This window comes from Xanthomonas sp. F10, from assembly GCF_014206815.1.
Lineage (GTDB): Bacteria > Pseudomonadota > Gammaproteobacteria > Xanthomonadales > Xanthomonadaceae > Xanthomonas_A > Xanthomonas_A indica.
Window position 1 is genome coordinate 1655880 of the sequence record NZ_JACHNP010000001.1, and the last position, 22070, is coordinate 1677949.

Annotated in this window: 21 protein-coding genes and 1 tRNA gene; 15 read left to right on the top strand and 7 right to left on the bottom strand. The window is 70.3% G+C overall.

The window, feature by feature from the left end; translation table 11 throughout:
* Positions 1–73: 73 nt before the first annotated feature.
* From FHR56_RS07325 to FHR56_RS07335, 3 genes are all read right to left on the bottom strand, one after another.
* Positions 74–901, bottom strand: a complete 828-nt coding sequence (locus tag FHR56_RS07325; protein ID WP_160947352.1) for an amidohydrolase — start codon at positions 899–901, stop codon at positions 74–76.
* Positions 898–1206, bottom strand: a complete 309-nt coding sequence (locus FHR56_RS07330; protein WP_160947351.1) for a hypothetical protein — start codon at positions 1204–1206, stop codon at positions 898–900. The genes FHR56_RS07325 and FHR56_RS07330 overlap by 4 nt, the downstream gene beginning before the upstream one ends.
* A gap of 73 nt (positions 1207–1279) precedes the next feature.
* On the bottom strand, positions 1280–2428 hold the full coding sequence (locus tag FHR56_RS07335) for a pyridoxal phosphate-dependent aminotransferase (RefSeq protein WP_160947350.1): 1149 nt from the start codon (positions 2426–2428) through the stop codon (positions 1280–1282).
* A 206-nt stretch (positions 2429–2634) separates the two neighbouring features.
* Between FHR56_RS07335 and ccmA the strand changes: the two genes are divergently transcribed.
* The 10 genes from ccmA to FHR56_RS07385 all read left to right on the top strand — a co-directional run bounded on the left by ccmA (position 2635) and on the right by FHR56_RS07385 (position 11115).
* Positions 2635–3282 (top strand): heme ABC exporter ATP-binding protein CcmA, encoded by a 648-nt coding sequence (ccmA, locus tag FHR56_RS07340; RefSeq protein ID WP_160947349.1) that lies wholly within the window; start codon positions 2635–2637, stop codon positions 3280–3282.
* Positions 3279–3974: a heme exporter protein CcmB gene (gene ccmB, locus FHR56_RS07345; protein WP_048488885.1), complete on the top strand. Its 696-nt coding sequence runs from the start codon at positions 3279–3281 to the stop codon at positions 3972–3974. Before ccmA ends, ccmB begins: the two co-directional genes overlap by 4 nt.
* Positions 3975–4079: 105 nt before the next feature.
* Positions 4080–4829 carry a heme ABC transporter permease CcmC gene (gene ccmC, locus FHR56_RS07350; RefSeq protein WP_010343777.1) on the top strand — a complete coding sequence of 250 codons (750 nt, stop codon included), beginning with the start codon at positions 4080–4082 and terminating at the stop codon, positions 4827–4829.
* Positions 4826–5002, top strand: coding sequence for a heme exporter protein CcmD (locus tag FHR56_RS07355; RefSeq protein ID WP_160947348.1), 177 nt, complete (start codon positions 4826–4828; stop codon positions 5000–5002). The genes ccmC and FHR56_RS07355 overlap by 4 nt, the downstream gene beginning before the upstream one ends.
* A complete protein-coding gene (gene ccmE / locus FHR56_RS07360; protein ID WP_160947347.1) occupies positions 4999–5448 on the top strand; it encodes a cytochrome c maturation protein CcmE in 450 nt (149 codons plus the stop codon). Before FHR56_RS07355 ends, ccmE begins: the two co-directional genes overlap by 4 nt.
* Positions 5449–5658: 210 nt before the next feature.
* Complete coding sequence (locus tag FHR56_RS07365; protein ID WP_160947346.1) at positions 5659–7593, top strand: heme lyase CcmF/NrfE family subunit; 1935 nt, start codon at positions 5659–5661, stop codon at positions 7591–7593.
* Positions 7590–8198, top strand: a complete 609-nt coding sequence (locus tag FHR56_RS07370; protein ID WP_184502603.1) for a DsbE family thiol:disulfide interchange protein — start codon at positions 7590–7592, stop codon at positions 8196–8198. The genes FHR56_RS07365 and FHR56_RS07370 overlap by 4 nt, the downstream gene beginning before the upstream one ends.
* Positions 8195–8650 (top strand): cytochrome c-type biogenesis protein, encoded by a 456-nt coding sequence (locus tag FHR56_RS07375; protein ID WP_160947344.1) that lies wholly within the window; start codon positions 8195–8197, stop codon positions 8648–8650. The genes FHR56_RS07370 and FHR56_RS07375 overlap by 4 nt, the downstream gene beginning before the upstream one ends.
* A 4-nt stretch (positions 8651–8654) precedes the next feature.
* A complete protein-coding gene (locus FHR56_RS07380) occupies positions 8655–9689 on the top strand; it encodes a cytochrome C biogenesis protein (RefSeq protein WP_160947343.1) in 1035 nt (344 codons plus the stop codon).
* A 313-nt stretch (positions 9690–10002) separates the two neighbouring features.
* Positions 10003–11115: a homoserine O-acetyltransferase gene (locus FHR56_RS07385; protein ID WP_160947342.1), complete on the top strand. Its 1113-nt coding sequence runs from the start codon at positions 10003–10005 to the stop codon at positions 11113–11115.
* Positions 11116–11381: 266 nt separating this feature from the next.
* Here the strand turns inward: FHR56_RS07385 and cydC are convergent, their stop codons facing one another.
* Together cydC and cydD are read right to left on the bottom strand one after the other, a co-directional pair.
* Positions 11382–13058 carry a thiol reductant ABC exporter subunit CydC gene (gene cydC, locus FHR56_RS07390; RefSeq protein WP_160947341.1) on the bottom strand — a complete coding sequence of 559 codons (1677 nt, stop codon included), beginning with the start codon at positions 13056–13058 and terminating at the stop codon, positions 11382–11384.
* Entirely contained in the window at positions 13055–14785 is a 1731-nt protein-coding gene (gene cydD / locus FHR56_RS07395; protein ID WP_237473298.1) for a thiol reductant ABC exporter subunit CydD, read from the bottom strand. Before cydD ends, cydC begins: the two co-directional genes overlap by 4 nt.
* Positions 14786–15058: 273 nt before the next feature.
* Here cydD and FHR56_RS07400 point away from each other — a divergent pair, with 273 nt between their 5' ends.
* The 5 genes from FHR56_RS07400 (at position 15059) to FHR56_RS07420 (ending at position 18728) form a co-directional block, all read left to right on the top strand.
* Complete coding sequence (locus FHR56_RS07400; protein WP_160947339.1) at positions 15059–16648, top strand: cytochrome ubiquinol oxidase subunit I; 1590 nt, start codon at positions 15059–15061, stop codon at positions 16646–16648.
* 19 nt (positions 16649–16667) lie between these two features.
* Entirely contained in the window at positions 16668–17819 is a 1152-nt protein-coding gene (gene cydB / locus FHR56_RS07405) for a cytochrome d ubiquinol oxidase subunit II (protein WP_160947338.1), read from the top strand.
* Between the two features lie 23 nt (positions 17820–17842).
* Positions 17843–17974, top strand: a complete 132-nt coding sequence (gene cydX, locus FHR56_RS07410) for a cytochrome bd-I oxidase subunit CydX (RefSeq protein ID WP_019796409.1) — start codon at positions 17843–17845, stop codon at positions 17972–17974.
* Between the two features lie 60 nt (positions 17975–18034).
* A tRNA-Pro gene (locus tag FHR56_RS07415) sits at positions 18035–18111 on the top strand.
* 287 nt (positions 18112–18398) lie between these two features.
* Positions 18399–18728, top strand: coding sequence for a hypothetical protein (locus FHR56_RS07420; RefSeq protein WP_019796408.1), 330 nt, complete (start codon positions 18399–18401; stop codon positions 18726–18728).
* 23 nt (positions 18729–18751) lie between these two features.
* On the opposite strand, the gene FHR56_RS07425 is transcribed toward FHR56_RS07420, so the two are convergent.
* Together FHR56_RS07425 and FHR56_RS07430 are read right to left on the bottom strand one after the other, a co-directional pair.
* A complete protein-coding gene (locus tag FHR56_RS07425) occupies positions 18752–19936 on the bottom strand; it encodes an HlyD family efflux transporter periplasmic adaptor subunit (protein WP_160947337.1) in 1185 nt (394 codons plus the stop codon).
* Positions 19929–22067, bottom strand: a complete 2139-nt coding sequence (locus tag FHR56_RS07430; RefSeq protein WP_343160759.1) for a type I secretion system permease/ATPase — start codon at positions 22065–22067, stop codon at positions 19929–19931. Before FHR56_RS07430 ends, FHR56_RS07425 begins: the two co-directional genes overlap by 8 nt.
* Positions 22068–22070: the final 3 nt, after the last annotated feature.

The following is a 22070-nucleotide window of genomic DNA, read 5'->3' on the forward strand; positions in this document are numbered from 1 at the left end:
CTGAAGCCGCTCCTACAAGGAGGGCCTTCAGGGATAGCAAAGGTGAGCTCTCCGGCGTCACTGGAGCCGCAGGCTAATCGTCCAGGCTGAAAGCGTCGGCATCGAGCATGGCCGGGAAACGCGCGCGGTGCGCGGCCAGCGCGGCGGCGGAGATGGTGGTGGTGGCCACCTGCTCGCGCTCGCGGATTTCCAGTTGCGGCTGGCCGAGGAAATCGATCACCGCGCTGTCGCCGGCATAGTGCAGGTCGTTGCCGTCCACGCCGACGCGGTTGACCGCGGCCACGAAGCACAGGTTCTCGATCGCACGCGCGCGCAGCAGCGTACGCCAGGCGTAAGCCCGCGCCGACGGCCAGTTGGCGACGAACAATTGCAGATCGAAATCCAGCTGGCCAGGGCGCTCGACGTCGTAGCGGTTGCGGCAGAACACCGGGAAGCGCAGGTCGTAGCAGACCTGCGGATTGATCCGCCAGCCCTTCCACTCCACGCACAGGCGTGCGTGCCCGGCGGCGTAGCGCAGGTGTTCGTTGCCGTAGCGGAACAGATGGCGCTTGTCGTAATGCTGCAACGTGCCATCGGGCGTGGCCCACAGCAGGCGGTTGAACACCTTGGCCTGGTCATCGGCGCCGGGCACGCGCAACTGAACGCTACCGGTCACCGCGGCCCCCAGCCGCGCCGCCTGCTCGCGGATCCAGGCCACGGTCGGCCCGTCCATGTCCTCGGCCTGCGCCAGCGCATCGTTGGAGAAACCGCTGGTGAAGGTCTCCGGCAGGACCACCACATCGGTGATGCCGGCCAGCGGCGCCAGCAGTTCGGCGTAATGCGCGCGGTTGCCGGCGGGGTCGTGCCAGCGGGTATCGCCCTGGACCAATGAGATCCTCAGATCCTGTGCTACCTGTGTCATCCCCAACGTACTCCGATGCAGATCGTGCCGACCAGGCACAGCAGGCCCAGTGTAGGCGTTACCCATGGCAGGTGGCGCACCAGTCGGTTGGCCAGCGTGCCCCGCTCCTGCGGCGTCAGCAGCGCAAGGTAGCGATCCACATAGGCCTGGCGCCGGAACGGCACCACCCAGAAATCCATCCCGACACGCTGACCGCGATCAGCCAATCCAGTCAGCACATGCCCGTAGAACAGCGCGCCATCGACCACCGCACAGACCGCCGCCAGCCCAAACGTCACGCCGAAATAGATGCCTGTCACCGACATGTTCCACCCCGCCCCAGGAACCCGCTTCTACGAATCACGAATCCCCATTCCCGAATCCCGGCGGCTCCGCGCGCTACAGCGCGCGAAGTCGTTCGATCGCCGCATCCAGCGTCGCCTCGTTCTTGGCGAAGCACAGCCGCGCCAGGCGCTGGGCGGGCGGCGGGTCCTGGTAGAACGGCGACAGCGGGATCGCCGCCACGCCCTTCTCGACGGTCAGCCACTTCACGAACTCGGTGTCGGGCAGGTCGCTGACCGCCGAATAGTCCACCAGCTGGAAGTAGCCGCCGGGCACCGGCAGCGGCTTCAATCGGGTGCCCAGCAGCTGCTCGCGGAAACGGTCGCGCTTGGCCTGGTAGAACGCGCCGAGCTGCTCGTCGTGCTCGGGCTGCTCGCGGATCATTGCGGCGAAGGCGTGCTGGGCCGGGCCGAAGCTGGTGAAGGTGTTGTACTGGTGGACCTTGCGGAACTCGGCGCTAAGTGCCGGCGGCGCGATCGCGTAGCCGATCTTCCAACCGGTGCAGTGATAGGTCTTGCCGAAGCTGGAGACGACGAAGGCGCGCTCGCGCAGTTCCGGCCAGCGCAGCACCGACTCGTGGCGGCGGCCGTCGAACACGATGTGCTCGTAGACCTCGTCGGAGACCAGGAAGATGTCATTGCCGCGCAGCAGCTCGGCCACCGCCTGCAGGTCGTCGGCGCCGAACATCGCCCCGGACGGGTTGTGCGGGCTGTTGAGCATCAGCACGCGGGTGCGCGGGGTGATCGCCGCGCGCACGCGCTCCCAGTCCACGGCGAAGCTCTGCGGGTCCAGCGGCACGTGCACCGCCCGCGCGCCGGCCAGGTCGATCGCCGGCTCGTAGCTGTCGTAGGCCGGATCCAGCACGATCACTTCCTCGCCCGGGCGCACCACGGCGTGGATGGCGTTGAACAGCGCCTCGGTGGCGCCACTAGTGACGGTGACCTCGGTGTCGGCATCGACCTGGGCGCCGTAGCAGCGCAGCGCCTTCTCGGCGATCGCCTGGCGCAGCGCCGGCACGCCGGTCATCGGCGGGTACTGGTTGTGGCCGTCGCGCATGGCCTGGTCCAGCGCCTCGATCAGCCGCAGCGGCACCGGGAAGTCGGGAAAACCCTGGCCCAGGTTGACCGCGCCATGCTCGGCGGCCAGTTGCGACATCACGGTGAAGATGGTGGTGCCCACCTTGGGCAGCTTGGTCTGCGGATGCATGCGGGGGATCTGCGGGCAGCGGGAAAACGCCGAGTGTACGCAAAGCCGCTTGCCGGCGATGCGCCATGCCCCGCCGCTCGCCTGCAACAGCGCACGCGCATCGCCGCGTGTGGCCGCCGCCGGCATCCGCCGGACGCCCGCATGCCGATACAATGCGCGCCTTCCCTTGCCGCCCACCGCCGCGCCATCCGCCGCGGCCTTCGCCGATGACCGATCCGCTGTACACCCCGCCGCCGCTGCTGGCCGCGCACGGGCTCACGTTCGCCCGCGACGACGCGGCGGTGTTCGGTCCGCTGGATTTCCACCTGGATGCCGGCGAGGCGTTGCTGGTGCAGGGCGACAACGGCGCCGGCAAGACCACCCTGCTGCGGGTGCTGGTCGGCCTGCTGCGCGCCGAGGCCGGGCGCATCGAGATCGACGGCCATCCGGTGCGGCGCGGCGACCGCGCCCGCTTCATGGCCTACCTGGGCCACCTGGGCGCGCTGAAGGCCGACCTGAGCACCCTGGAGAACCTGCACTACCTGTGCGGCCTGCAGGGGCGCCGGGCCAAGCAGATGCCCGGCAGCGCGCTGGCCATCGTCGGCCTGGCCGGCTACGAGGACACCCTGGTGCGGCAGTTGTCGGCCGGGCAGAAGAAGCGCCTGGCGCTGGCGCGGATGTGGCTGTCGCCGGCGCCGCTGTGGCTGCTCGACGAGCCCTACGCCAACCTCGACCTGGACGGTATCACCCTGGTCAACCGCATGATCGCCGCACACCTGCGCAGCGGCGGCGCGGCCCTGGTCACCACCCATGGCGCCTATGCCGCGCCGCCGGTGCGCACCCGCATGCTGACCTTGAGCGGAGTCACCGCATGAGCCTGGCCACGCCGGTTCCTTCCCTCTGGCAGGCCACCCGTGCGCTGCTGGTGCGCGACCTGCGGCTGCTGTGGCGGCGCCGCGGCGACGCGTTGCAGCCGGCGCTGTTCGCCCTGCTGATCGTGGCCCTGTTCGCGCTGGCGCTGGGCAACCAGCCGCGCCTGCTCGGCGAGGTGGCCGGTGCCGCGCTGTGGCTGGCGGTGCTGCTGGCCGGCCTGCTGGCGCTGGACAGCCTGTTCCGCAGCGATGCCGAGGACGGTTCGCTGGAGCAATGGCTGCTGGCGCCGGTGCCGCTGGCCTGGCTGGTGCTGGTAAGAGTGCTGCTGCACTGGGTCACCACCGCCTTGCCGCTGATCGTGGCCGCGCCGCTGCTCGGCGAATTGCTGCACCTGCCGCATGACCGCATGCCGGTGCTGCTGGCATCGTTGGCGCTGGGGACCCCGCTGCTGAGCCTGCTCGGTGCGGTGGTCGCGGCGCTGACGGTGGGCATGAAGCGCGCCGGCATCCTGGTCGCGCTGTTGGCCTTGCCGCTGTACGTGCCGGTGCTGGTGTTCGGCGCCGGCAGCGTGGCGGCGGCAGCGCAAGGCCTGGACCCGGCCGGCGGCCTGCTGTTGCTGGCCGCGGGCCTGGTGGCGGGCCTGGTGCTGGCACCGCTGGCGGCGGCCGCGGCGATCCGCATCTCGCTGAGCTGAGCCGTTGGCGCAGCGGCTCCCGTCGCACCCTGCAAGCACAGTACTCCATCGCCGTTCCGTCGTTGTCGCATCGAAGCCCGCCTCTCGCCAGCTAGAATCGTCCGCATGGCCTCTCTCGTCCGCTGGTTCCACCAACTCGGTTCGCCGCCGACCTTCGATCGCTTCGCGGCGCGCTGGACCCCGTGGTGCTACCTGGCGGCGCTGCTGCTGGCCGGCGTGGGCATCTGGCAGGCGCTGTTCGTGGTGCCGGCCGACCGCCTGCAGAGTGACGCCTTCCGCATCCTCTACATCCACGTGCCCAGCGCCTGGATGAGCCTGTTCGTGTTCGGCCTGATGGCCGTGTATGCGGCCATCGCCCAGGTCTGGCGGATCAAGCTGTGCGAGATCCTGGCGATGGCCTGCGCGCCGATCGGCGCCGCCTTCACCCTCATCACCCTGCTGACCGGCAGCATCTGGGGCAAGCCGATGTGGGGCGCCTGGTGGGACTGGGACCCGCGCCTGACCACCGAACTGATCCTGCTGTTCCTGTACATCGGCGTGATGGGCCTGTACCTGGCCATCGAGGACCGGCGCACCGCGGCGCGCGCGGCCGGGTTGCTGGCCATCGTCGGCGTGGTGCTGCTGCCGGTGATCCGCTATTCGGTGGTGTGGTGGAACTCGCTGCACCAGGGCCAGACCATCCGCCTGTTCGGCCAGTCCAGCATGGACCCGAGCATGCTGCCGCCGCTGTGGTTGATGGTGGCCGCGACCAAGTTCTGGTTCGCCGGCTCGCTGCTGGCGCGCGCACGCGCCGACAACCTGCGCCGCGAGGCGGGCAAGGACTGGGTGACGCAGCTGGCGGAGGCGCGCGGATGAACTACCTGCCGTATGTGGCCGGGGCCTATGCGGTGTTCGCCGGGGTGCTGCTGGCCGATTTCGTGCTGGCGCGGCTGCAGGTGCGCAACGCCTTGCGCGCGGCGCGGCTGCGCGCGCAGCGCAAGCGCCAGGCCAAGGCCGAACCAGCGCCGCCGCTGGAGTTGAGCCGATGAACCCGCAGCGCAAGCGCCGCCTGCTGTGGCTGATGCTGCTGGTGCTGGCCGCCGGCCTCACCACCACGCTGGTGGCGATGGCGCTGCAGCGCAATACCGCGTACCTGTACACCCCGGCCGAGGTGCTGTCCGGCAAGACCGGCGCGCACGCGCGTTTCCGCCTCGGCGGCATGGTCGAGAAAGGCTCGTTCCAGCGTGCGCCCGGCGCGCTGCAGTCGCACTTCCGCGTCACCGACGGCGACGCGCAACTGACCGTGCGCTACGACCGCATCCTGCCCGACCTGTTCCGCGAGGGCCAGGCGGTGGTGGCCACCGGCAGCATGCACGACGGCGTGTTCGTCGCCGAGGACGTGTTGGCCAAGCACGACGAGACCTACATGCCGAAGGAACTGGCGGACAAGATGGGGGAAGCGCACGGGAAGCATCGGGTGGGGGGCATGCAGTGATGCGATCGCATCTGGACCCGGGACCCGGGACCCGGGACCCGGGAAAGCGGTTGCACGGCGTCTGCAATTTGTCGGCGCGTCCATGCATCGGAACTGGCATCGTTCGTTTCTGCTTTGTCCGGAGACCGCTCCGCTCCGCGCTTAACCTAAAGACCTCGCATCTGCGCTCTTCCGGGCCCCGGGCCCCGGGTGCCGGGTCCCGGCCACACCATGCTTCCTGAGCTCGGCCAACTCCTGCTCATCCTGGCGCTGCTCACCGCGACGCTGCAGGCGGCGCTGCCGCTGGCCGGTGCGCAGCGCGGCGATGCACGCTGGATGGGCGTGGCGCGGCCGGCGGCGTTCGCGCAACTGGCGCTGGTCGCCGGCGCCTTCGCGATCCTCACGCATGCCTTCGTGACCCAGGATTTCTCGGTGGCCTACGTGGCCGAGAACTCCAACTCCTTGCTGCCGCTGGTGTACCGCTACTCCGCGGTGTGGGGCGCGCACGAGGGCTCGCTGCTGCTGTGGACGCTGATCCTGGCGCTGTGGACCGGCGCGGTGGCGCTGTACTCGCGGCGCCTGCCGGCCCCGGTGGTGGCGCGGGTGATCGGCACCCTGGCGATGGTCAGCGTGGGCTTCCTGGCGTTCCTGCTGTTCACTTCCAACCCGTTCGCGCGGCTGCTGCCGGCGCCGCTGGAAGGGCGCGATCTCAATCCGCTGCTGCAGGATCCCGGCCTGGTGATCCATCCGCCGCTGCTGTACGCCGGCTACGTCGGCTTCGCGGTGCCGTTCGCGTTCGCGGTGGCGGCGTTGCTGGACGGCCAGGTGGACGCGCGCTGGCTGCGCTGGACGCGGCCATGGACCAACGTGGCCTGGGGCTTTCTGACCATCGGCATCGCCCTCGGCAGCTGGTGGGCGTACTACGAACTGGGCTGGGGCGGCTGGTGGTTCTGGGACCCGGTGGAGAACGCCAGCTTCATGCCGTGGCTGGCCGGTGCGGCGCTGCTGCATTCGCAGGCGGTCACCGAGAAGCGCGGCAGCTTCGGCGCCTGGACCCTGCTGCTGGCGATCGCCGCGTTCTCGCTGTCGCTGCTGGGCACCTTCCTGGTCCGCTCGGGCGTGCTGACCAGCGTGCACTCCTTCGCCGCCGATCCTGCCCGCGGCCTGTTCATCCTGGTGTTCCTGAGCCTGCTGTGCGGCGGCGCACTGCTGCTGTACGCGCTGCGCGGCGGCCGCGTGGCGGCTGCGGCCGACGAGGCGCGGCAGCGCTTCGCCCCGGCCTCCCGCGAGACCCTGCTGCTGGCCAACAACCTGCTGCTGACCTGCGCCTGCGCCATGGTGCTGCTGGGCACGCTGTATCCGCTGCTGGCCGATGCGCTGGACCTGGGCAAGCTGTCGGTGGGGCCGCCCTATTTCGGCACCTTGTTCATCGTGCTGATGGCGCCGCTGGTCGCGCTGTTGCCGTTCGGGCCGCTGACCCGCTGGCAGCGCGAACAGGCATCGCGGCCGCTGGCCCTGCTGGCGCCCTGGGCCGGCTTGGCCCTGATGGCCGGCGCGATCGGTTTCTTCCTGGCACCGCAGGGCGCGTGGAAGACCGCCGCCGGCGTCGCCGCCGCCACCTGGGTGCTGCTGGGCACCGCGCGTTTCGTGTGGAGCCGGCGCCAGCTAAAGGGCAGCCGCTTCACCGCCGAAATGCTGGGCATGACCCTGGCCCACACCGGCATCGCGGTGTTCCTGGCCGGCGCGCTGCTGGTCGAGGCGCTGGAGCAGCAGCGCGAGGTGGCGCTGGCGCCCGGGCAGCACCTTGACCTGGGCCGCTACCGTTTCGAGCTGCAGGGCCTGGACCAGCGCAAGGGCCCCAACTACGTGGCCGAACGCGCACACGTGCAGGTGCTGCGCGACGATCGCCCGCTGGCGCTGCTGCACCCGGAAAAGCGCCTGTACGCCAGCGGCGGCCAGAACATGACCGAGGCCGGCATCCACCCCGGCCTGTTCGGCGACGTCTACGTCGCCCTCGGCGAGCCGCTGGGCGGCAATGCCTGGGCGATGCGCGTGCACGTCAAACCTTTCGTGCGCTGGATCTGGCTTGGCGCGGCGCTGATGGCGCTGGGCGGTTTCGTCACCGCCGCCGACCGGCGCTTCCGTCGTTCTCCGGAGACCCCCTGATGTCCGCTCCCGCTCCACGTCGCCTGCCGCTGCCCGCCATCCTGCTGGGCGCCCTGTTCTTCCTCGGCCTGCTGGCGTTGATGGTGTATGCGGTGCAGCGCTCCGGCAGTGCCGACCGCGACGCGCTGCCGTCGGCGCTGATCGGCAAGCCGGCACCGGCGTTCGAACTGCCGCTGCTGCACGATGCCTCGATCCGCGTGCGCAGCAGCGAATTGCTCGGCGCGCCGTACGTGCTCAACGTGTGGGGCAGCTGGTGCCCGGCCTGCCGCGAGGAACACCCGGTGCTGACCCGCTTCGCGCTGAGCAAGCGCGTGCGGGTGATCGGCTACGACTGGAAGGACAACCGCGAGGACGCGCTGCGCTGGCTGGAACAGCTCGGCAATCCGTTCCTGGCGGTGCTGTTCGATCCCGAGGGGCGCACCGCGATCGACTGGGGAGTGGCCGCGGCGCCGGAGACCTTCCTGGTCGATGCGCGCGGCGTGGTGCGCTGGAAGCATGCCGGCCCGCTGACCGACCAGATCATCCGCGACGACCTGCTGCCGGCCTTGCAGCAAGCCGAGCGCGACGCCCCGCCGACGCGGGCGCAGGGCAAGGCCACGCCATGAGCCGCGGCCGGCGCGCGCTGCGGCTGGGCTTGCTGGCGCTGCTGGCGTGGTCCACGCTGGCCGGCGCCGAGCCGGTGTCCGATCCGACGCCGCTGGCCTACCGCTCCACCGCCGAGGAAGCGCGCTTCCATGCGCTGACCGCGGAATTGCGTTGCGTGCAATGCCAGAACCAGTCGCTGGCCGACTCGCACGCGCAGATCGCCATGGACCTGCGCCGCGAAGTGCTGGAGCTCATGCACCAAGGCAAGTCGGATGCGCAGATCAAGCAGTTCCTGGTCGATCGCTACGGCGAGTTCGTGCTGTACCGGCCGCAGCTGGAAGCACGGACCTGGCTGCTGTGGTTCGGCCCCTTGCTGCTGCTGGCCGGCGGCGCCGTGCTGCTGATCCGGATGGTGCGGCGGCGCGCACCGGCGGCCACCGCGCTGCCGCTGCAGGACGAACAGGAATGGTGAGGCGATGCTGAGTTGGGGCATGTCGGCCGCGGCGGTGGCGCTGGCGGCGCTGGTGTTCGCGGTGGTGTTGTGGCCGCTGCGCAGCCGTGGCCGCAACGGCGCGCTGCTGGCGGTCGCGGTGCTGGCGCTGGGCGTGGCCACGGCGGCGCTGTACGCCCTGGTCGGCACCCCGCGCGCCCTGCAGGCGCAGAACCGCGAGGCGCCACGCACGCTGGAGGACGGGGTCAAGCAACTGCAGGCAGCGCTGGCCAAGGATCCGAATCGCGCAGACGGCTGGGCCTTGCTCGGCCGCAGCCAGTTGTCGCTAGGGCACAACGCCGAGGCCGCGGCCGCGTTCGCGCGTGCGGTGCGCCTGGCGCCGGAGCAGGCGCCGCTGCTGATCGAAGCCGCCGAGGCGCGTGCGTTGGCCAACCCGCAACGGCAATTCGACGAGCAGGCGCTGGCCTGGCTGCAGCATGCCCTGCAACTGGCGCCAGGCAGCGAACGCGGCGCCTGGTTCCTGGGCATCGCCCAGCGCCAACGCGGCCAGGACGCCGCCGCGGCCGCCACCTGGGAAGCCCTGTTGCCGCGCGTGGACGCGGCCACCGCCGCGGCGCTGCGGCCGCAGATCGACGCCGCCCGTCTGGCGGCTGGCCTACCCGCCCTGCCCGCTGCGGCGGCCACCACGGCGCAGGATGCAAAGGCACCGGCGAGCACCGGCCTGACCGTGGCGGTGTCGCTGGATCCGGCGTTCGCCGCCCGTGTGCGCCTGCGCGGCGACGCCAGCGTGTTCGTGATCGCGCGCGTCCCGGGCGGTCCACCAATGCCGGTGGCGGTGCAGAAGCATCCGCTGCAGGCCCTGCCGTTGCGGGTGACGCTGAGCGACGCGGACAGCCCGATGCCCACGCAGAAACTCTCGCAACTGCAGCAGGTGCAGGTGGTCGCCCGACTGTCGACCAGCGGCAATGCGATGCGCCAGGAGGGCGATTTGGAGTCGGCACCGGTGACGGTGAGCCTGCCGGCGACTGGGCCGGTGGAATTGGTGATCGGGAAGCCGTAGCGAACGCATGCGTGCAGGAGCGACCGTGCCTGATCGGGAACGCCCGGTCGCAACTAGGCAAGACGCCAGCAAGAATGCGAAACGTCGGTGTAGGAGCGGCTTCAGCCGCGACGCGCTTTACCAGGAGGCTTGTCGCGGCTGAAGCCGCTCCTACGCGGCAACAGCATGTCGGACTGGATCGCTGCGGGAAGCGAATGACCAGACGGGCAGTAGATTCGTCCCTGCGTCACTAACGGACGCCATTGCGGCCCGACACGCGCCATCTCGCACCACGCATACGCCGGATGCGCGATGGCGCAGCTAGAATCGACGCATGACCGAATTCATCCCGCCCGGCAGCCGCTTCCTCGCCCTGCCCTCGCCGTTCCCGATGAAGCGTGGCGGCCAATTGCACGGCGCGCGGGTCGCCTACGAGACCTGGGGCACGCTGTCGGCCGCACGCGACAACGCGATCCTGATCGTCACCGGACTCTCGCCCGATGCACATGCCGCCGCGAATGCCGACGATCCCACGCCCGGCTGGTGGGAAGGCATGCTCGGCCCGGGCAAGCCGATCGACACGCAGCGCTGGTTCGTGATCTGCGTGAACTCGCTGGGCAGTTGCAAGGGCTCGACCGGTCCCGCCTCGCCGCACCCGGACGATGGCCAGCCGTATCGCCTGCGCTTCCCGGAGCTGTCGATCGAGGACGGCGCCGATGCCGCCGCGCAGGTGGTGCACGCGCTGGGCATCGCGCAGTTGGCCTGCGTGATCGGCAACTCGATGGGCGGCATGACCGCCCTGGCGCTGCTGCACCGGCATCCCGGCCTGGCGCGCAGCCACATCAACATTTCCGGCAGCGCGCAGGCGCTGCCGTTCTCGATCGCGATCCGCTCGCTGCAGCGCGAGGCGATCCGGCTGGATCCGAACTGGAACGGCGGCGACTACGACGAAGCCACCTATCCCGAGTCCGGCATGCGCATGGCACGCAAGCTTGGCGTGATCACCTACCGTTCGGCGCTGGAATGGGACGGCCGCTTCGGCCGCGTGCGGCTGGATTCGGACCAGACCGACGACGATCCGTTCGGCCTGGAGTTCCAGGTCGAGAGCTACCTGGAAGGCCACGCCCGGCGCTTCGTGCGCCGCTTCGACCCGAACTGCTATCTTTACCTCAGCCGCTCGATGGACTGGTTCGACCTGGCCGAGCCTGCCGGCGGCGACGTGCTCGCCGGCATCGCCACGATCCGCATCGAACGTGCCCTGGCGATCGGCGCCAACACCGACATCCTGTTCCCGGTGCAGCAGCAGCAACAGATCGCCGACGGCCTGCGCGCCGGCGGCGCACAGGCGCAGTTCCTGGGACTGGATTCACCGCAGGGCCACGATGCCTTCCTGGTCGATTTCGCGCGGTTCGGGCCGGCGGTGCGGGCGTTTCTGGACGCGCTGTAGCGGCTGCGCGCAATTGCACGTCCGCCATGTCGCGAGGGTGATGATGCACTTCGCTCGTTGTGGCTGATCCCACGCAAGGCAACACGCTCCGCTCCTGCAAGCGCAATGGTGCGAAAAGCCAGGGGGCGTGCATCCCTGATTCCATCTCAGACCTCGGCCTGAAAGGCACCAGATGGCGCTGTAGGAGCGGCTTCAGCCGCGACCGGCGTTCCCGGTCAGGTCGGGTCGCGGCTGAAGCCGCTCCTACAGAGCGCTGCGCAGTAGCGCTAGGCCTCGACCTGCAGCCGCCCCTCCTGCAACCGATAGCGCACATGCACCACGCCCTCGGGCAGCACGTCGTGGCTGATCAGCAGCAGGCTGCGCTGGCCCAGCGCCTGCGCCAGGTCGCGCAGCAGCGCCTGTGCGGTGTCCACATCCAGGCCTTCGGTGGGTTCGTCCAGCACCAGCAGCGGTGCTTCGCGCAGCAGCGCACGGGCCAGGGCCAGGCGCCGGGCCTGGCCGGCGGACATGGTGGCGCCGTTTTCGCCGAGCCAGGCATCGAGGCCACCGACTTCGTGCAGCCAGGCATCCAGCCGCACGTCGGCCAGCACCTGCTGCAGGCGCGCATCGTCGGCCACGGGATCGCCCAGGCGCAGGTTGTCGCGCACGCTGCCGGCGAACACCGGTGCGCCCTGCGGCAGCCAGGCGATGCGGCGATGCCACTGCGCCTCGGCCACCTCGCGCAGGTCCAGGCCGGCGTAGCGGACGCTGCCCTGTTGCGGATCCCACAAACGCAGCAGCAACGCCGACAGGGTGGTCTTGCCGCTGCCGCTGTCGCCGGAGAGGGCGATGCGCTCGCCCGGCGCGATGCGTAGTGTCACACCGTCGAGCACGCGCCGGGTCTCGCCCGGCCAGGCGAACGCCACGTCGTCGAACTGCACCTCGCCACTGGCTGGCAGCGCCTGCGGGTGCGCCGGGTTGGCGACCGGCGGCGCCTGCCCGGCGATCGCCTGCAAACGCCGCGCGGCGACCCGGCCGGACTGCAGCGCCTGCCAGGCCAGGCCGGCGCCGGCCCAGACCTCGAGTAGGGCCACGGTCAGGAACACCAGGCCGGCGGCCTGTTCGGCGCCGATCGCATCGGCGCGCGCCGCCCCCAGCGCCACCCACAGCATCGCCAGCAGGCCCGCCGCGGCGCACAGCGCATGCAAGGCGTTGCCGCCGATCAGCCGCTGGCGTTGGCGCCGGTCCTCGGCGCGCAGCGCCTGCGCGCTGGCGTCCACGCGCGCGATCCAGGCGGCCTGCGCCTCGAGCGCGGCCAGGTCGGCGGCGCCCTCCAGGCCTTCGTAGGCCAGCGTGCGCAAGGCTTCGCGCTGCTGCGCGCGTGCGCGTTCGCGGGCCTCGCCGCCACGTGCCACCACCCAGGGCACGCCGAGTCCGATCGCCAACGCCAGCGCGGTCAGCACCAGCGCCGCCGGCCAGTGGATCGCCGCCGCCGCGGCGATGCCGATCGCGCCGACCCCGAGCAGTGCCGCCAGCGGCGCCAGTGCGCGCACCACCAGGCCGTCGACCTCGCCGATGTCCGACATCAGCCGTGCCAGCAGTTCGCCGGTGCGGCTGGCGCCGAGCCGTGCCGGTGCCAGCGGCAGCGCGCGACGGAAGAACCACACGCGCAGGTCGCGGGCGATGCGCAAGGTGGCATCGTGCCCGACCAGCTTTTCGCCGTAGCGCGAGGCGATGCGGGCGAAGGTCAGTGCGCGGATGCCGGCCGATGGCGAAAAGAAATTGAAGCCGCTGCCCATGCCGACCGCACCGGCCAGCGCCGCGGCGGTGAGGAAGCCGCCGGACAGGCCGAGCAACCCGACCCCGGCCAGCATCGTGCACAGCACCAGCAGCGCGGTCAGCAGCAGCCGGCCGAGATGGCGGCCGAACACGCCGCGCAGGGTGTCGCGCTTGGTGCGGCTCATGGCCGCGCCCCCTGCCCCGCGGCGGACCCGTCGCGCGCCGGCAGCCGCAGCACGGCATCGGCCCACCGCATCGCCGCCTCGCTGTGGGTGGCGACGATCACGCTGCGGCCGCGGGCGAAGGCCGCCAGCGTGCGCAGCAGCGCCGCCTCGGTGTCCGCATCCAGGAACGCGGTCGGCTCGTCCAGCAACAGCAGTTCCGGATCGCGCAGCAGCAACCGCGCCAGGCCGATGCGCCGTGCCTCGCCGCCGGACAGGCCGAAGCCGCGCTCGCCGATCGGCGTGTCCAACCCCTGCGGCAGACGCGCGGCGAAGCGCAGCACCTGCGCCGCTTCGGCGGCGGCATGCAACCGCGCTTCGCTGGCCTGTGGATCGGCCAGGCGCAGATTGTCGGCAATGCTGCCGTGGAACAGATACGGGCGCTGCCCCGCGTAGCCGATGCGCAGTCCCGCGCGCATCTGCAAGGTGCCCGCGCGCGGCGGCAGCCACCCGGCCAGCGCTTCCAGCAGCGTGCTCTTGCCGCTGCCGCTGGGGCCGACCAGGGCCAGGCGCTGGCCGACATCCAGGTCGAAATCCAGGCCCTGCAGCGCATCGCAGCGCGCGCCCACTGGCCGCAGGCGCAGCGCGCGCGCCTGCACAAGCGGTGCGGCACGCGATGCGCTTGTGGCCGGTGCGGCGACGGGTGCGGCATCGACAGCGGTAGCGGTAGCGGCGTCGTTTGGCACTGCTGCACCCTCAGTGCGCGCTGCCGGCGCATCCGTGGCCGGCGGCAGCCCCTCCAGCAGACGCTCCACCTCCGCCGCCGCCGCCAGCGCATTGGCGCGGTCGTGGTAATGCGCGGCCAGGCGCCGCAGCGGCGCATAGAACTCCGGTGCCAGCAGCAGGCAGAACACGCCGGTGCCCAGGGTCGGCACGCTGGCGTGCAGGGCGATCATGCCGAGGTAGCTCAGGCCCAGGTAGAGCGCGACGATCGCCACGCTGACCGAGGCGAAGAACTCCAGGACGGTGGAGGACAGGAACGCGATGCGCAGCACTTTCAGGGTGCGCTCGCGCACGTCCTCGGCAGCCTCCGCGATCCCGCGCAGTTCGTCGTCGCCACGTCCGTACAGGCGCAACAGGCCCAGACCCTTGAGCCGGTCGGCGAAGTGCCCGCCCATCCGCGCCAGTTCGCGCAGTTGGCGGCGGCCGGCGGCCTCGGCGCCCCACCCCACCAGCATCATGAAGATCGGCACCAGTGGCGCGGTGAACAGCAGGATCAGGCCCACCACCCAGTCGCTCCACGCCACCGCCAGCACGATCAGCAGCGGCACCACGCTCACTTCCCAGCGCGCAGGCCGGTAGCCGGCGTAGTAGCCGTCCAGCGCATCGCCATGCGCCAGCAGCAGTTCGCCGAGTTCGCCGTTGCGCTGTCCGCGCAGCCACAGCGGCCCGCGCTGCAGCAGCTGCCGGTACACGCGGCGACGCAGCTCGAGTTTGGCCGCATCGGCGACATCGCCGGCGGCGCGCTGCGCGGCGGCGCCAAGCCCGGCGCGCAGCACCAACATCAGCGCCAGCAGGCCGAAGGCCGGCAGTGCCTGCGCCAGGTCGCGGCGCTCGACCAGCAGCGCCTGCACCAGCCAGGCGATGGCGCCGGACTGCACGATCAGCAGCGCGCCGGACACGCTGATGGCCGCCGCGGCCAGGCGCTGGCGGCCGCGCGCCGCCGCGGCCAGGGCATCCAGCCAACGCATGCGCTGCTGCCGCTGTTGCGGCGCGTCGGCGGGCAGTGCGGCGGACGGCTCGGCGAAATCGGTCAAAACGGGCTCGGCGCGGCGAACGAAGCCGCCAGTTTAGCGGGGAAGGCGGTTCCGGGCTGGAACCGCCGTGGCCGCCACGATGCCGCGCACCCCCATTGCACACATTGATCTGGATCAAGGTCGAACGCGCCGGGGCGGCGGAAGATCGCCTCCAATCTCCCGCCACTCGGCCACCCAGATGCACATTTTCCACGAGGTAGCACAGCCATGATCGACACCACTGTCGTAGAGCTGTCGCGGCTGCAGTTCGCCATGACCGCCATGTACCACTTCCTGTTCGTCCCGCTCACCCTGGGCTTGTCCTTCATGATCGCGATCATGGAGAGCGTGTACGTCATGACCCGCAAGGACGTGTGGCGGCGCATGACCCTGTTCTGGGGCGTGCTGTTCGGCATCAACTTCGCGATGGGCGTGGCCACCGGCATCGTGATGGAGTTCCAGTTCGGCATGAACTGGTCCTACTACAGCCACTACGTCGGCGACATCTTCGGCGCGCCCTTGGCGATCGAAGGGCTGATGGCGTTCTTCCTGGAGGCGACCTTCATCGGCCTGTTCTTCTTCGGCTGGAGCAAGCTCACGCCGGTCAAGCACCTGATGGTGACCTGGCTGATGGCGCTGGGCACCAACCTGTCGGCGGTGTGGATCCTGATCGCCAACGGCTGGATGCAGAATCCGACCGGCGCGGTGTTCAACCCGGACACCATGCGCATGGAAGTGGTCGACTTCATGGCGGTGGTGTTCAACCCGGTGGCGCAGGCCAAGTTCGTGCATACGGTCAGCGCCGGCTATGTGACCGGCGCGGTGTTCGTGATGTCGATCAGCGCGCTGTACCTGCTGCGCGGCAAGCACCGCGACATCGCCCGGCGCTCGTTCGCGGTGGCCGCCGCGTTCGGCATGGCGTCCTCGCTGTCGGTGGTGGTGCTGGGCGACGAGAGCGGCTACGCCGCCAACGAACACCAGAAGATGAAGCTGGCCGCGATCGAAGCGATGTGGGAAACCGAGCAAGCGCCGGCCGACTTCACCGCCTTCGGCATCCCCAACCAGGCCACCGGCAAGAACGACTACGCGATCAAGGTGCCGTACCTGATGGGCCTGATCGCCACGCGCTCGTTGAACACGCCGGTGCCGGGCATCCTGGAGCTGGTCAAGCGCGCCGAGCACCGCGTGCGCGGCGGGCAGATCGCCTACGGCGCGCTGCAGCGGCTCAAGGCCAACCGTAACGATGCCGAGGCGCGGGCGGTGTTCGATCGCCACTGGCAGGACCTGGGGCACGGCCTGCTGCTCAAGCGCTACCGCGAGGACATCCTCAACGCCACCCCGGAGGAGATCGCCAAGGCCGCGCTGGACACGGTGCCGCGCGTGCTGCCGCTGTTCTGGACGTTCCGGGTGATGGCCGGCCTGGGCTTCTACCTGATCGCCTTCTTCGCCGCCGCGCTGTGGTTCTCGTGCAAGCACAATTTCGAGGACAAGCGCTGGTTCCTGAAGCTGGCGCTGTGGACCCTGCCGGCGCCGTGGATCGCGATCGAGTGCGGCTGGTTCGTGGCCGAGTACGGCCGCCAGCCGTGGGCGGTGGAAGGCGTGCTGCCGACCTTCTATGCCGCCTCCGGCCTGGCCCTGCACGACATCCTGATCACCCTCGCCGGCTTCGTGGCGATCTACACCACGCTGCTGATCATCGAGATCAAGCTGATGCTCAAGGCGATCCGCAAGGGGCCGGACGCGCTGCCCGCCCTGCTGCAACCCGCCCCGCGCCCCGTTCCCCCGATCGCCGCACCTGCGGCCGCCGGCCACCTCTGACCCCGGCAGGAGACACACCATGGACTTCATTGCATTGGACTACACCACGCTGCGCGTGATCTGGTGGCTGCTGCTGGGCATCCTGCTGATCGGCTTCGCGGTGATGGACGGATTCGACCTGGGCGTCGGCGCGCTGCTGCCGTTCGTGGCCAAGACCGACGCCGAACGCCGGCTGGTGGTGAACACCATCGGCCCGGTCTGGGAGGGCAACCAGGTCTGGCTGGTGCTCGGCGGCGGCGCGATCTTCGCCGCCTGGCCGCCGCTGTACGCGGTCAGCTTCTCCGGCTTCTACCTGGCGATGTTCGTGATCCTGTTCGCGCTGATCCTGCGGCCGGTCGGGTTCAAATTCCGCGGCAAGCTGCCCGGCCAGCGCTGGCGCAACGGCTGGGACTGGGCGCTGTTCCTCGGCGGCTTCATCCCGGCGCTGATCATGGGCGTGGCGGTGGGCAACGTGCTGCTGGGCGTGCCGTTCCACTTCGACGACACCCTGCGGGTGTTCTACACCGGCAGCTTCTTCGGCCTGCTCATGCCGTTCGCCCTGCTCGCCGGCCTGCTCAGCGTGAGCATGCTGGTGGCGCACGGCGCGGCGATGCTGGTGCTGAAGACCGACGGCCCGGTGGCCGAGCGCGCGGCGCGCTACGGCAGCGTCGCCGCCCTGGCGGCCTGCGCGCTGTTCGCCGGGGCCGGGGTGTGGGTGGCCACCGGCCTGCCTGGCTACGCGGTCACCTCGCAGGTGGTCACCGACGGCGCCACCAACCCGCTGCTGAAGACCGCCGTGCTCGGCGAGGTCGGCGGCTGGATGCACAACTACCAGAGCATGCCGCTGACCGCGCTGGCCCCGGCCGCGGGCCTGCTCGGCCTGTTGCTCAGCGCGGTACTGCTGCGCAAGCGTCGCGGGGGCCTGGCGTTCATCGCCTCCGGCGCGGCCATCGCCGGCATCATCCTCACCGTGGGCTTTGCGATCTTCCCGTTCCTGTTGCCCTCCTCCAGCCAGCCGGGCTCCAGCCTGACCGTGTGGGACGCCTCCAGCAGCCACCTGACCCTGTGGATCATGCTGCTGGCCACCGTGGTGTTCCTGCCGATCATCCTCGGCTACACCACCTGGGTGTACCGCGTGCTGAAGGGCAAGGTCACCGCCGCCTCCCTGGACGACAACCCCAACGCGTACTGACGCACCCGCAAGGAGAAACGATCATGTGGTACTTCGCCTGGATTCTCGGTGTCGGCCTGGCCTCCACCGCCGCCATCCTCAACGGCATGTGGTTCGAGGCGCGCGAGCGCAACGCGGCGGATGCCGCCGCCGACACCACCGGCGCGACGGACTGAAATTTTTTTGCAAAGGCGCTTGCCGAATGCGGAAGACCTCCGTATCATGTGCGGCTCCTTCGGGGTGTAGCTCAGTCTGGTAGAGCGCTACGTTCGGGACGTAGAGGTCGCAGGTTCGAATCCTGTCTCCCCGACCAGTTTCAAGGTCACAAGAAGCCTGGAAAACCACCGTTTTCCGGGTTTTTTTGTGCCCGCAATCCGGCACTGGCCGCGCATCGCGGCAACCGGCTGTCCGCGCCCGCCTGCCCCGATCCTCTCGCGGCAGCCGGGCCTTGACGCCGGAGCCTGGCGTCTCGCCACAATGGCGACGGGGGAACCGGCGCATTCATCACGCCCTGCGTCTTCGGCGACGCCACGCGCCGGAAGCGAGGCGGCGGGCATGTCCGTTTCGACGCTAACGACTCAGACAAACGGACACGACACCATGAAACTGCAAGCGACGCTCTGCCTCTCACTGATCGCGCTCTACTGCGCACCCGCAGCCGCGGTAACCGAAACCGACAAGCTGGTGGACCGCCTCGGCGTACAGGGCGTACAGGGCGGCACGACTGCCTACTTCAGCGTCAAGGATGCGCTCTCCACCACCTGCAAGTTCGACATCGTCTACTTCAACATCGGCGACGAGTTCGGCAAGGCCGCCTATGCGAGCCTGCTTGCCGCGCAGACCTCGGGCAAGAAGCTCTCGCGCTTCGAGTATTGGCAATCCGCTCCAGGCGAAACCTGCACCCTCTCGCTGGTCGAATCGCGCAGCTGAGCGGTGCGGACTGCGGTTGCTCCTCAGCGCAACCGCGCCTTCAACAACGGCCGCAGCAGGTAGTTCAGCACGCTGCGCTTGCCGGTGAGGATATCGACCTCGGCAACCATGCCGGGAATGATCGGCAGCGTGTCGCCGTCGCGACGCAACTGGCTGCCGTCGGTGCGGATCAGCACCTGGTAGAACGACTCCTTGCCGTGCGCGGTCTGCTCCTCGATGGTGTCGGCGCTGATCTGCTCGACGGTGCCGTTCAACTCGCCGTAGATGGTGTAGTCGTAGGCGGTGATCTTGACCCGGGCCTGCATGCCCGGCACCAGGAACGCCACGTCGCGTGGCTTGATCCGCGCCTCCACCAGCAACCGCTCCTCCACCGGGATGATCTCCATGATCGGCTCGCCCGGCGGGATCACCCCGCCGCGGGTATTGATCAGCACCGTGTTCACCCGTCCGCGCACCGGCGACAGGATCTCGGTGCGGCGCAGCTGGTCGTGGCGCTGTTGCACGATCGGCTCCAGCGCGCTGAGATCGGCCTTGCGCTTGGCCAACTCGGTGTAGGCCTCCTGGAAATAGCTGTTGCGCAGCTCGCCGAGACGCCCGCGCAGGGTGGCGATGTCCTGGCTGAGCTTGAGCGCCTCGACCTGGCTGACCGCCCCCTTGGCCACCAGCGGGCGCACGATGTTCAACTGGTCCTGGGCCAGGGCGATCTGGTGCTGGATCGCCTGGGTGCCTTCGGCCAGCTTGCTGCGCCGCGACTCGAACAGGTCGCGCTCGGACCGCAGCAGGGCGCTCTCGCCGGCGATCTGCGCCGGGAAGGCGATGCTGGTCTTGCCCAGCACTTCCGCCTCCAGCCGCGCGATCGCCGCATGCAGCACCTGCGCCTGGTTGACCGATTCCTGGTAGTTGGTCAGGAAGTGGGTGCGCTCCAGCCGCACCAGCGGCTGCCCCGGCTTGACCAGTTCGCCCTCCTGCACCAGCAACCGATCGAGGATGCCGCCCTCCAGGCTCTGGATCTTCTGGATGCGGCTGTACGGCACCACCCGGCCGTCGCCGCGGGTGACTTCGTCCAGCTCGGCCCAGGCCGCCCAGCCCAGGAACAGCGCCACCGTCGCCAGCACCGTCCACAGCAGCGGCCGGTACCAGGGATGCGTGGATGCCAGCAGCGGGTCGCCCAGCCGCCGCCGCACCGCCACCGCCGCGCGCTCAGCCATGGCTGCCCGCCAATGCCGTCGCCGGCACCTGCACCCGGTTGCCCTGCAGCACCTGCTCCACCGGCCCGTCCACCACCACCCGCCCCTGCCGCAGCACCACGGCGCGTTGCGCCAGCTCCAGCATGCTGCGCTTGTGCGTGCTGACGATCAGCGTGCGCGTGCCCAGCCAGCGCTGCAGGTAGGCGATGAACACGTGTTCGCTGTGCTGATCAAAGGCCGCGGTGGGCTCGTCGAGCAGCACCACGCTGGGGTCCTGCAGCAACAGCCGCGCCAGTCCCAGCGCCTGCCGCTGCCCGCCGGACAGGCTGGCATTGCCCTGGATCGGCAGGTCCAGCCCGAACGGATGCGCGCGCACGAACGTGCCCAACCCGACCCCGTCCAGCGCCGCATACAGTTCCTCGTCGCCGAGCGCGGACCCGTGCAGGTTGAGGTTGTCGCGCAGGCTGCCATGGAACAGCGCCACGTCCTGCGGCAGGTAGCCGATGTTGCGCATGCGGTCGGCCGGGTCGATCTGCGCGATCGCCACGTCGTCCAGCAACAGCCGCCCCGCGTGCGGATCCAGCAGGCCGGCCAGCACCCGCAGCAGCGTGGACTTGCCGGCGCCGTTGCCGCCCAGCAGCGCCACGCGCTCGCCGGCGCCGATGCGCAGCGCCTGCACGTCCAGCACCGGCGGCTGCTCGCCGTAGCGCAGGCTCACCGCCTCCAGGCGGTAGTCGCCGCGCACGCGCAGCTTGTGCACGAAGCGCTTGCCCGGCGGCCGCTCCTGTTCGGCCCCCAGCAACTGGTCCAGCCCCTCCATGGCCACGCGTGTGTGCTGCCAGCGCCCCAGCACCGCCGCGGCCTGCCCCAGCGGCGCGATGGCGCGCGAGGCCAGCAGCGAACAGGCCACCAGCGCACCCACGCTCATCTCGCCCTGCTGGATGCGGTAGACGCCGAACACCACCACCCCGACGTAGGCCAGTTGCTGCACCACCGATGCGGCATAGCTGAGCGCGGTGGTCAGCGCGTACGTCCGCATCGCCGAGGCGGACAGCTGCGCGGTCAGCGCTTCCCACAGTCCCTGGCAGCGGCCTTCGCCGCGTGCGGCCTTGATCGACTCCAGATGCTCGAATGCCTCCAGCAGCAGGCCGTTCTTCATCGCCCCCTCGCGCAGGTTCTGCCGCGACAGCTCGCCGAGCAGGCGCTGCGCCAGCAGCCCGGGCAGCACCATCAGCACGCAGGCGACCAGCGGCACCCAGACCACGTGGCCGCCGATCAGGGCGATGATCCCCAGGAAGATCGCCACGAACGGCAGGTCGCTGATCAGCGCCGCGCTGGAACTGGTGAAGAACTCGCGCACCGATTCGAACTCACGCACCTGGGTGCTGAACGCGCCCATCGACGCCGGCTTGGCGGCCATGCGCATGGCCAGCACGCGCGAGAACAGCAGCGTGGACAATTGCAGGTCCAGGCGCTTGCCCAGCACCGCCAGCAACTGCCCGCGCAGGGTGCGCAGCACGCCTTCCATCACGATCGCCAGGACCACGCCGCTGGCCAGGATCCACAGCGTGTCGAAGGCCGCGTTGGGCACCACGCGGTCGTAGACCTGCATGGCGAACAGCGCGGTGGCGATGGCCAGCAGGTTGGCGACCATCGCCGCCAGCGCCACTTCCGCATAGGAGCGCCACAGCTTCTTCAGCGGCCCGTAGAACCAATGCTCCGACGCGCTGCCGGCGTACCCGCCGATGCGCCCGTCGTCGCGGAAGCGCGGTTTGGCGAAGACCGCCGACCCGCTGTACAGCGCCTCCAGTTCCGCCACCGGCACCGCCTGCTCGCCACCGCCGGCATGCGGCAGCAGCAGCCGTGCCTGTCCCGCCTCGACCGCCTCCAGCAGCACCGTGCGCCCATCGTGCAACAGCAGCAGCGCCGGCAGCAGGTAGCGGTCCATGCCGTCCAGCGGATACGCCAGCACCTCGGCCGTGAGCTCGGCACGGCGCAGCGCGCGCGGCACCAGGTGCAGCGGCAGGCGTCCCTGCACCAGGGCGATGCCGTCCACCAGTTCGGCATCGCTCAACGGCCGTCCCAGGCGCTGGCACAACAGCAGCAGGCCTTCGCGCAGTCCGTCCGCGGCGCCGGCCCGCGGCGTCGCCACGGA

Excerpts from the sequence above, each read along its gene's own strand:
- FHR56_RS07325 (WP_160947352.1), bottom strand. The coding sequence starts at position 901 with ATGACACAGGTAGCACAGGATCTGAGGATCTCATTGGTCCAGGGCGAT.
- FHR56_RS07330 (WP_160947351.1), bottom strand. The coding sequence starts at position 1,206 with ATGTCGGTGACAGGCATCTATTTCGGCGTGACGTTTGGGCTGGCGGCG.
- FHR56_RS07335 (WP_160947350.1), bottom strand. The coding sequence starts at position 2,428 with ATGCATCCGCAGACCAAGCTGCCCAAGGTGGGCACCACCATCTTCACC.
- ccmA (WP_160947349.1), top strand. The coding sequence starts at position 2,635 with ATGACCGATCCGCTGTACACCCCGCCGCCGCTGCTGGCCGCGCACGGG.
- ccmB (WP_048488885.1), top strand. The coding sequence starts at position 3,279 with ATGAGCCTGGCCACGCCGGTTCCTTCCCTCTGGCAGGCCACCCGTGCG.
- ccmC (WP_010343777.1), top strand. The coding sequence starts at position 4,080 with ATGGCCTCTCTCGTCCGCTGGTTCCACCAACTCGGTTCGCCGCCGACC.
- FHR56_RS07355 (WP_160947348.1), top strand. The coding sequence starts at position 4,826 with ATGAACTACCTGCCGTATGTGGCCGGGGCCTATGCGGTGTTCGCCGGG.
- ccmE (WP_160947347.1), top strand. The coding sequence starts at position 4,999 with ATGAACCCGCAGCGCAAGCGCCGCCTGCTGTGGCTGATGCTGCTGGTG.
- FHR56_RS07365 (WP_160947346.1), top strand. The coding sequence starts at position 5,659 with ATGCTTCCTGAGCTCGGCCAACTCCTGCTCATCCTGGCGCTGCTCACC.
- FHR56_RS07375 (WP_160947344.1), top strand. The coding sequence starts at position 8,195 with ATGAGCCGCGGCCGGCGCGCGCTGCGGCTGGGCTTGCTGGCGCTGCTG.
- FHR56_RS07380 (WP_160947343.1), top strand. The coding sequence starts at position 8,655 with ATGCTGAGTTGGGGCATGTCGGCCGCGGCGGTGGCGCTGGCGGCGCTG.
- FHR56_RS07385 (WP_160947342.1), top strand. The coding sequence starts at position 10,003 with ATGACCGAATTCATCCCGCCCGGCAGCCGCTTCCTCGCCCTGCCCTCG.
- cydC (WP_160947341.1), bottom strand. The coding sequence starts at position 13,058 with ATGAGCCGCACCAAGCGCGACACCCTGCGCGGCGTGTTCGGCCGCCAT.
- cydD (WP_237473298.1), bottom strand. The coding sequence starts at position 14,785 with ATGCGTTGGCTGGATGCCCTGGCCGCGGCGGCGCGCGGCCGCCAGCGC.
- FHR56_RS07400 (WP_160947339.1), top strand. The coding sequence starts at position 15,059 with ATGATCGACACCACTGTCGTAGAGCTGTCGCGGCTGCAGTTCGCCATG.
- cydB (WP_160947338.1), top strand. The coding sequence starts at position 16,668 with ATGGACTTCATTGCATTGGACTACACCACGCTGCGCGTGATCTGGTGG.
- cydX (WP_019796409.1), top strand. The coding sequence starts at position 17,843 with ATGTGGTACTTCGCCTGGATTCTCGGTGTCGGCCTGGCCTCCACCGCC.
- FHR56_RS07420 (WP_019796408.1), top strand. The coding sequence starts at position 18,399 with ATGAAACTGCAAGCGACGCTCTGCCTCTCACTGATCGCGCTCTACTGC.
- FHR56_RS07425 (WP_160947337.1), bottom strand. The coding sequence starts at position 19,936 with ATGGCTGAGCGCGCGGCGGTGGCGGTGCGGCGGCGGCTGGGCGACCCG.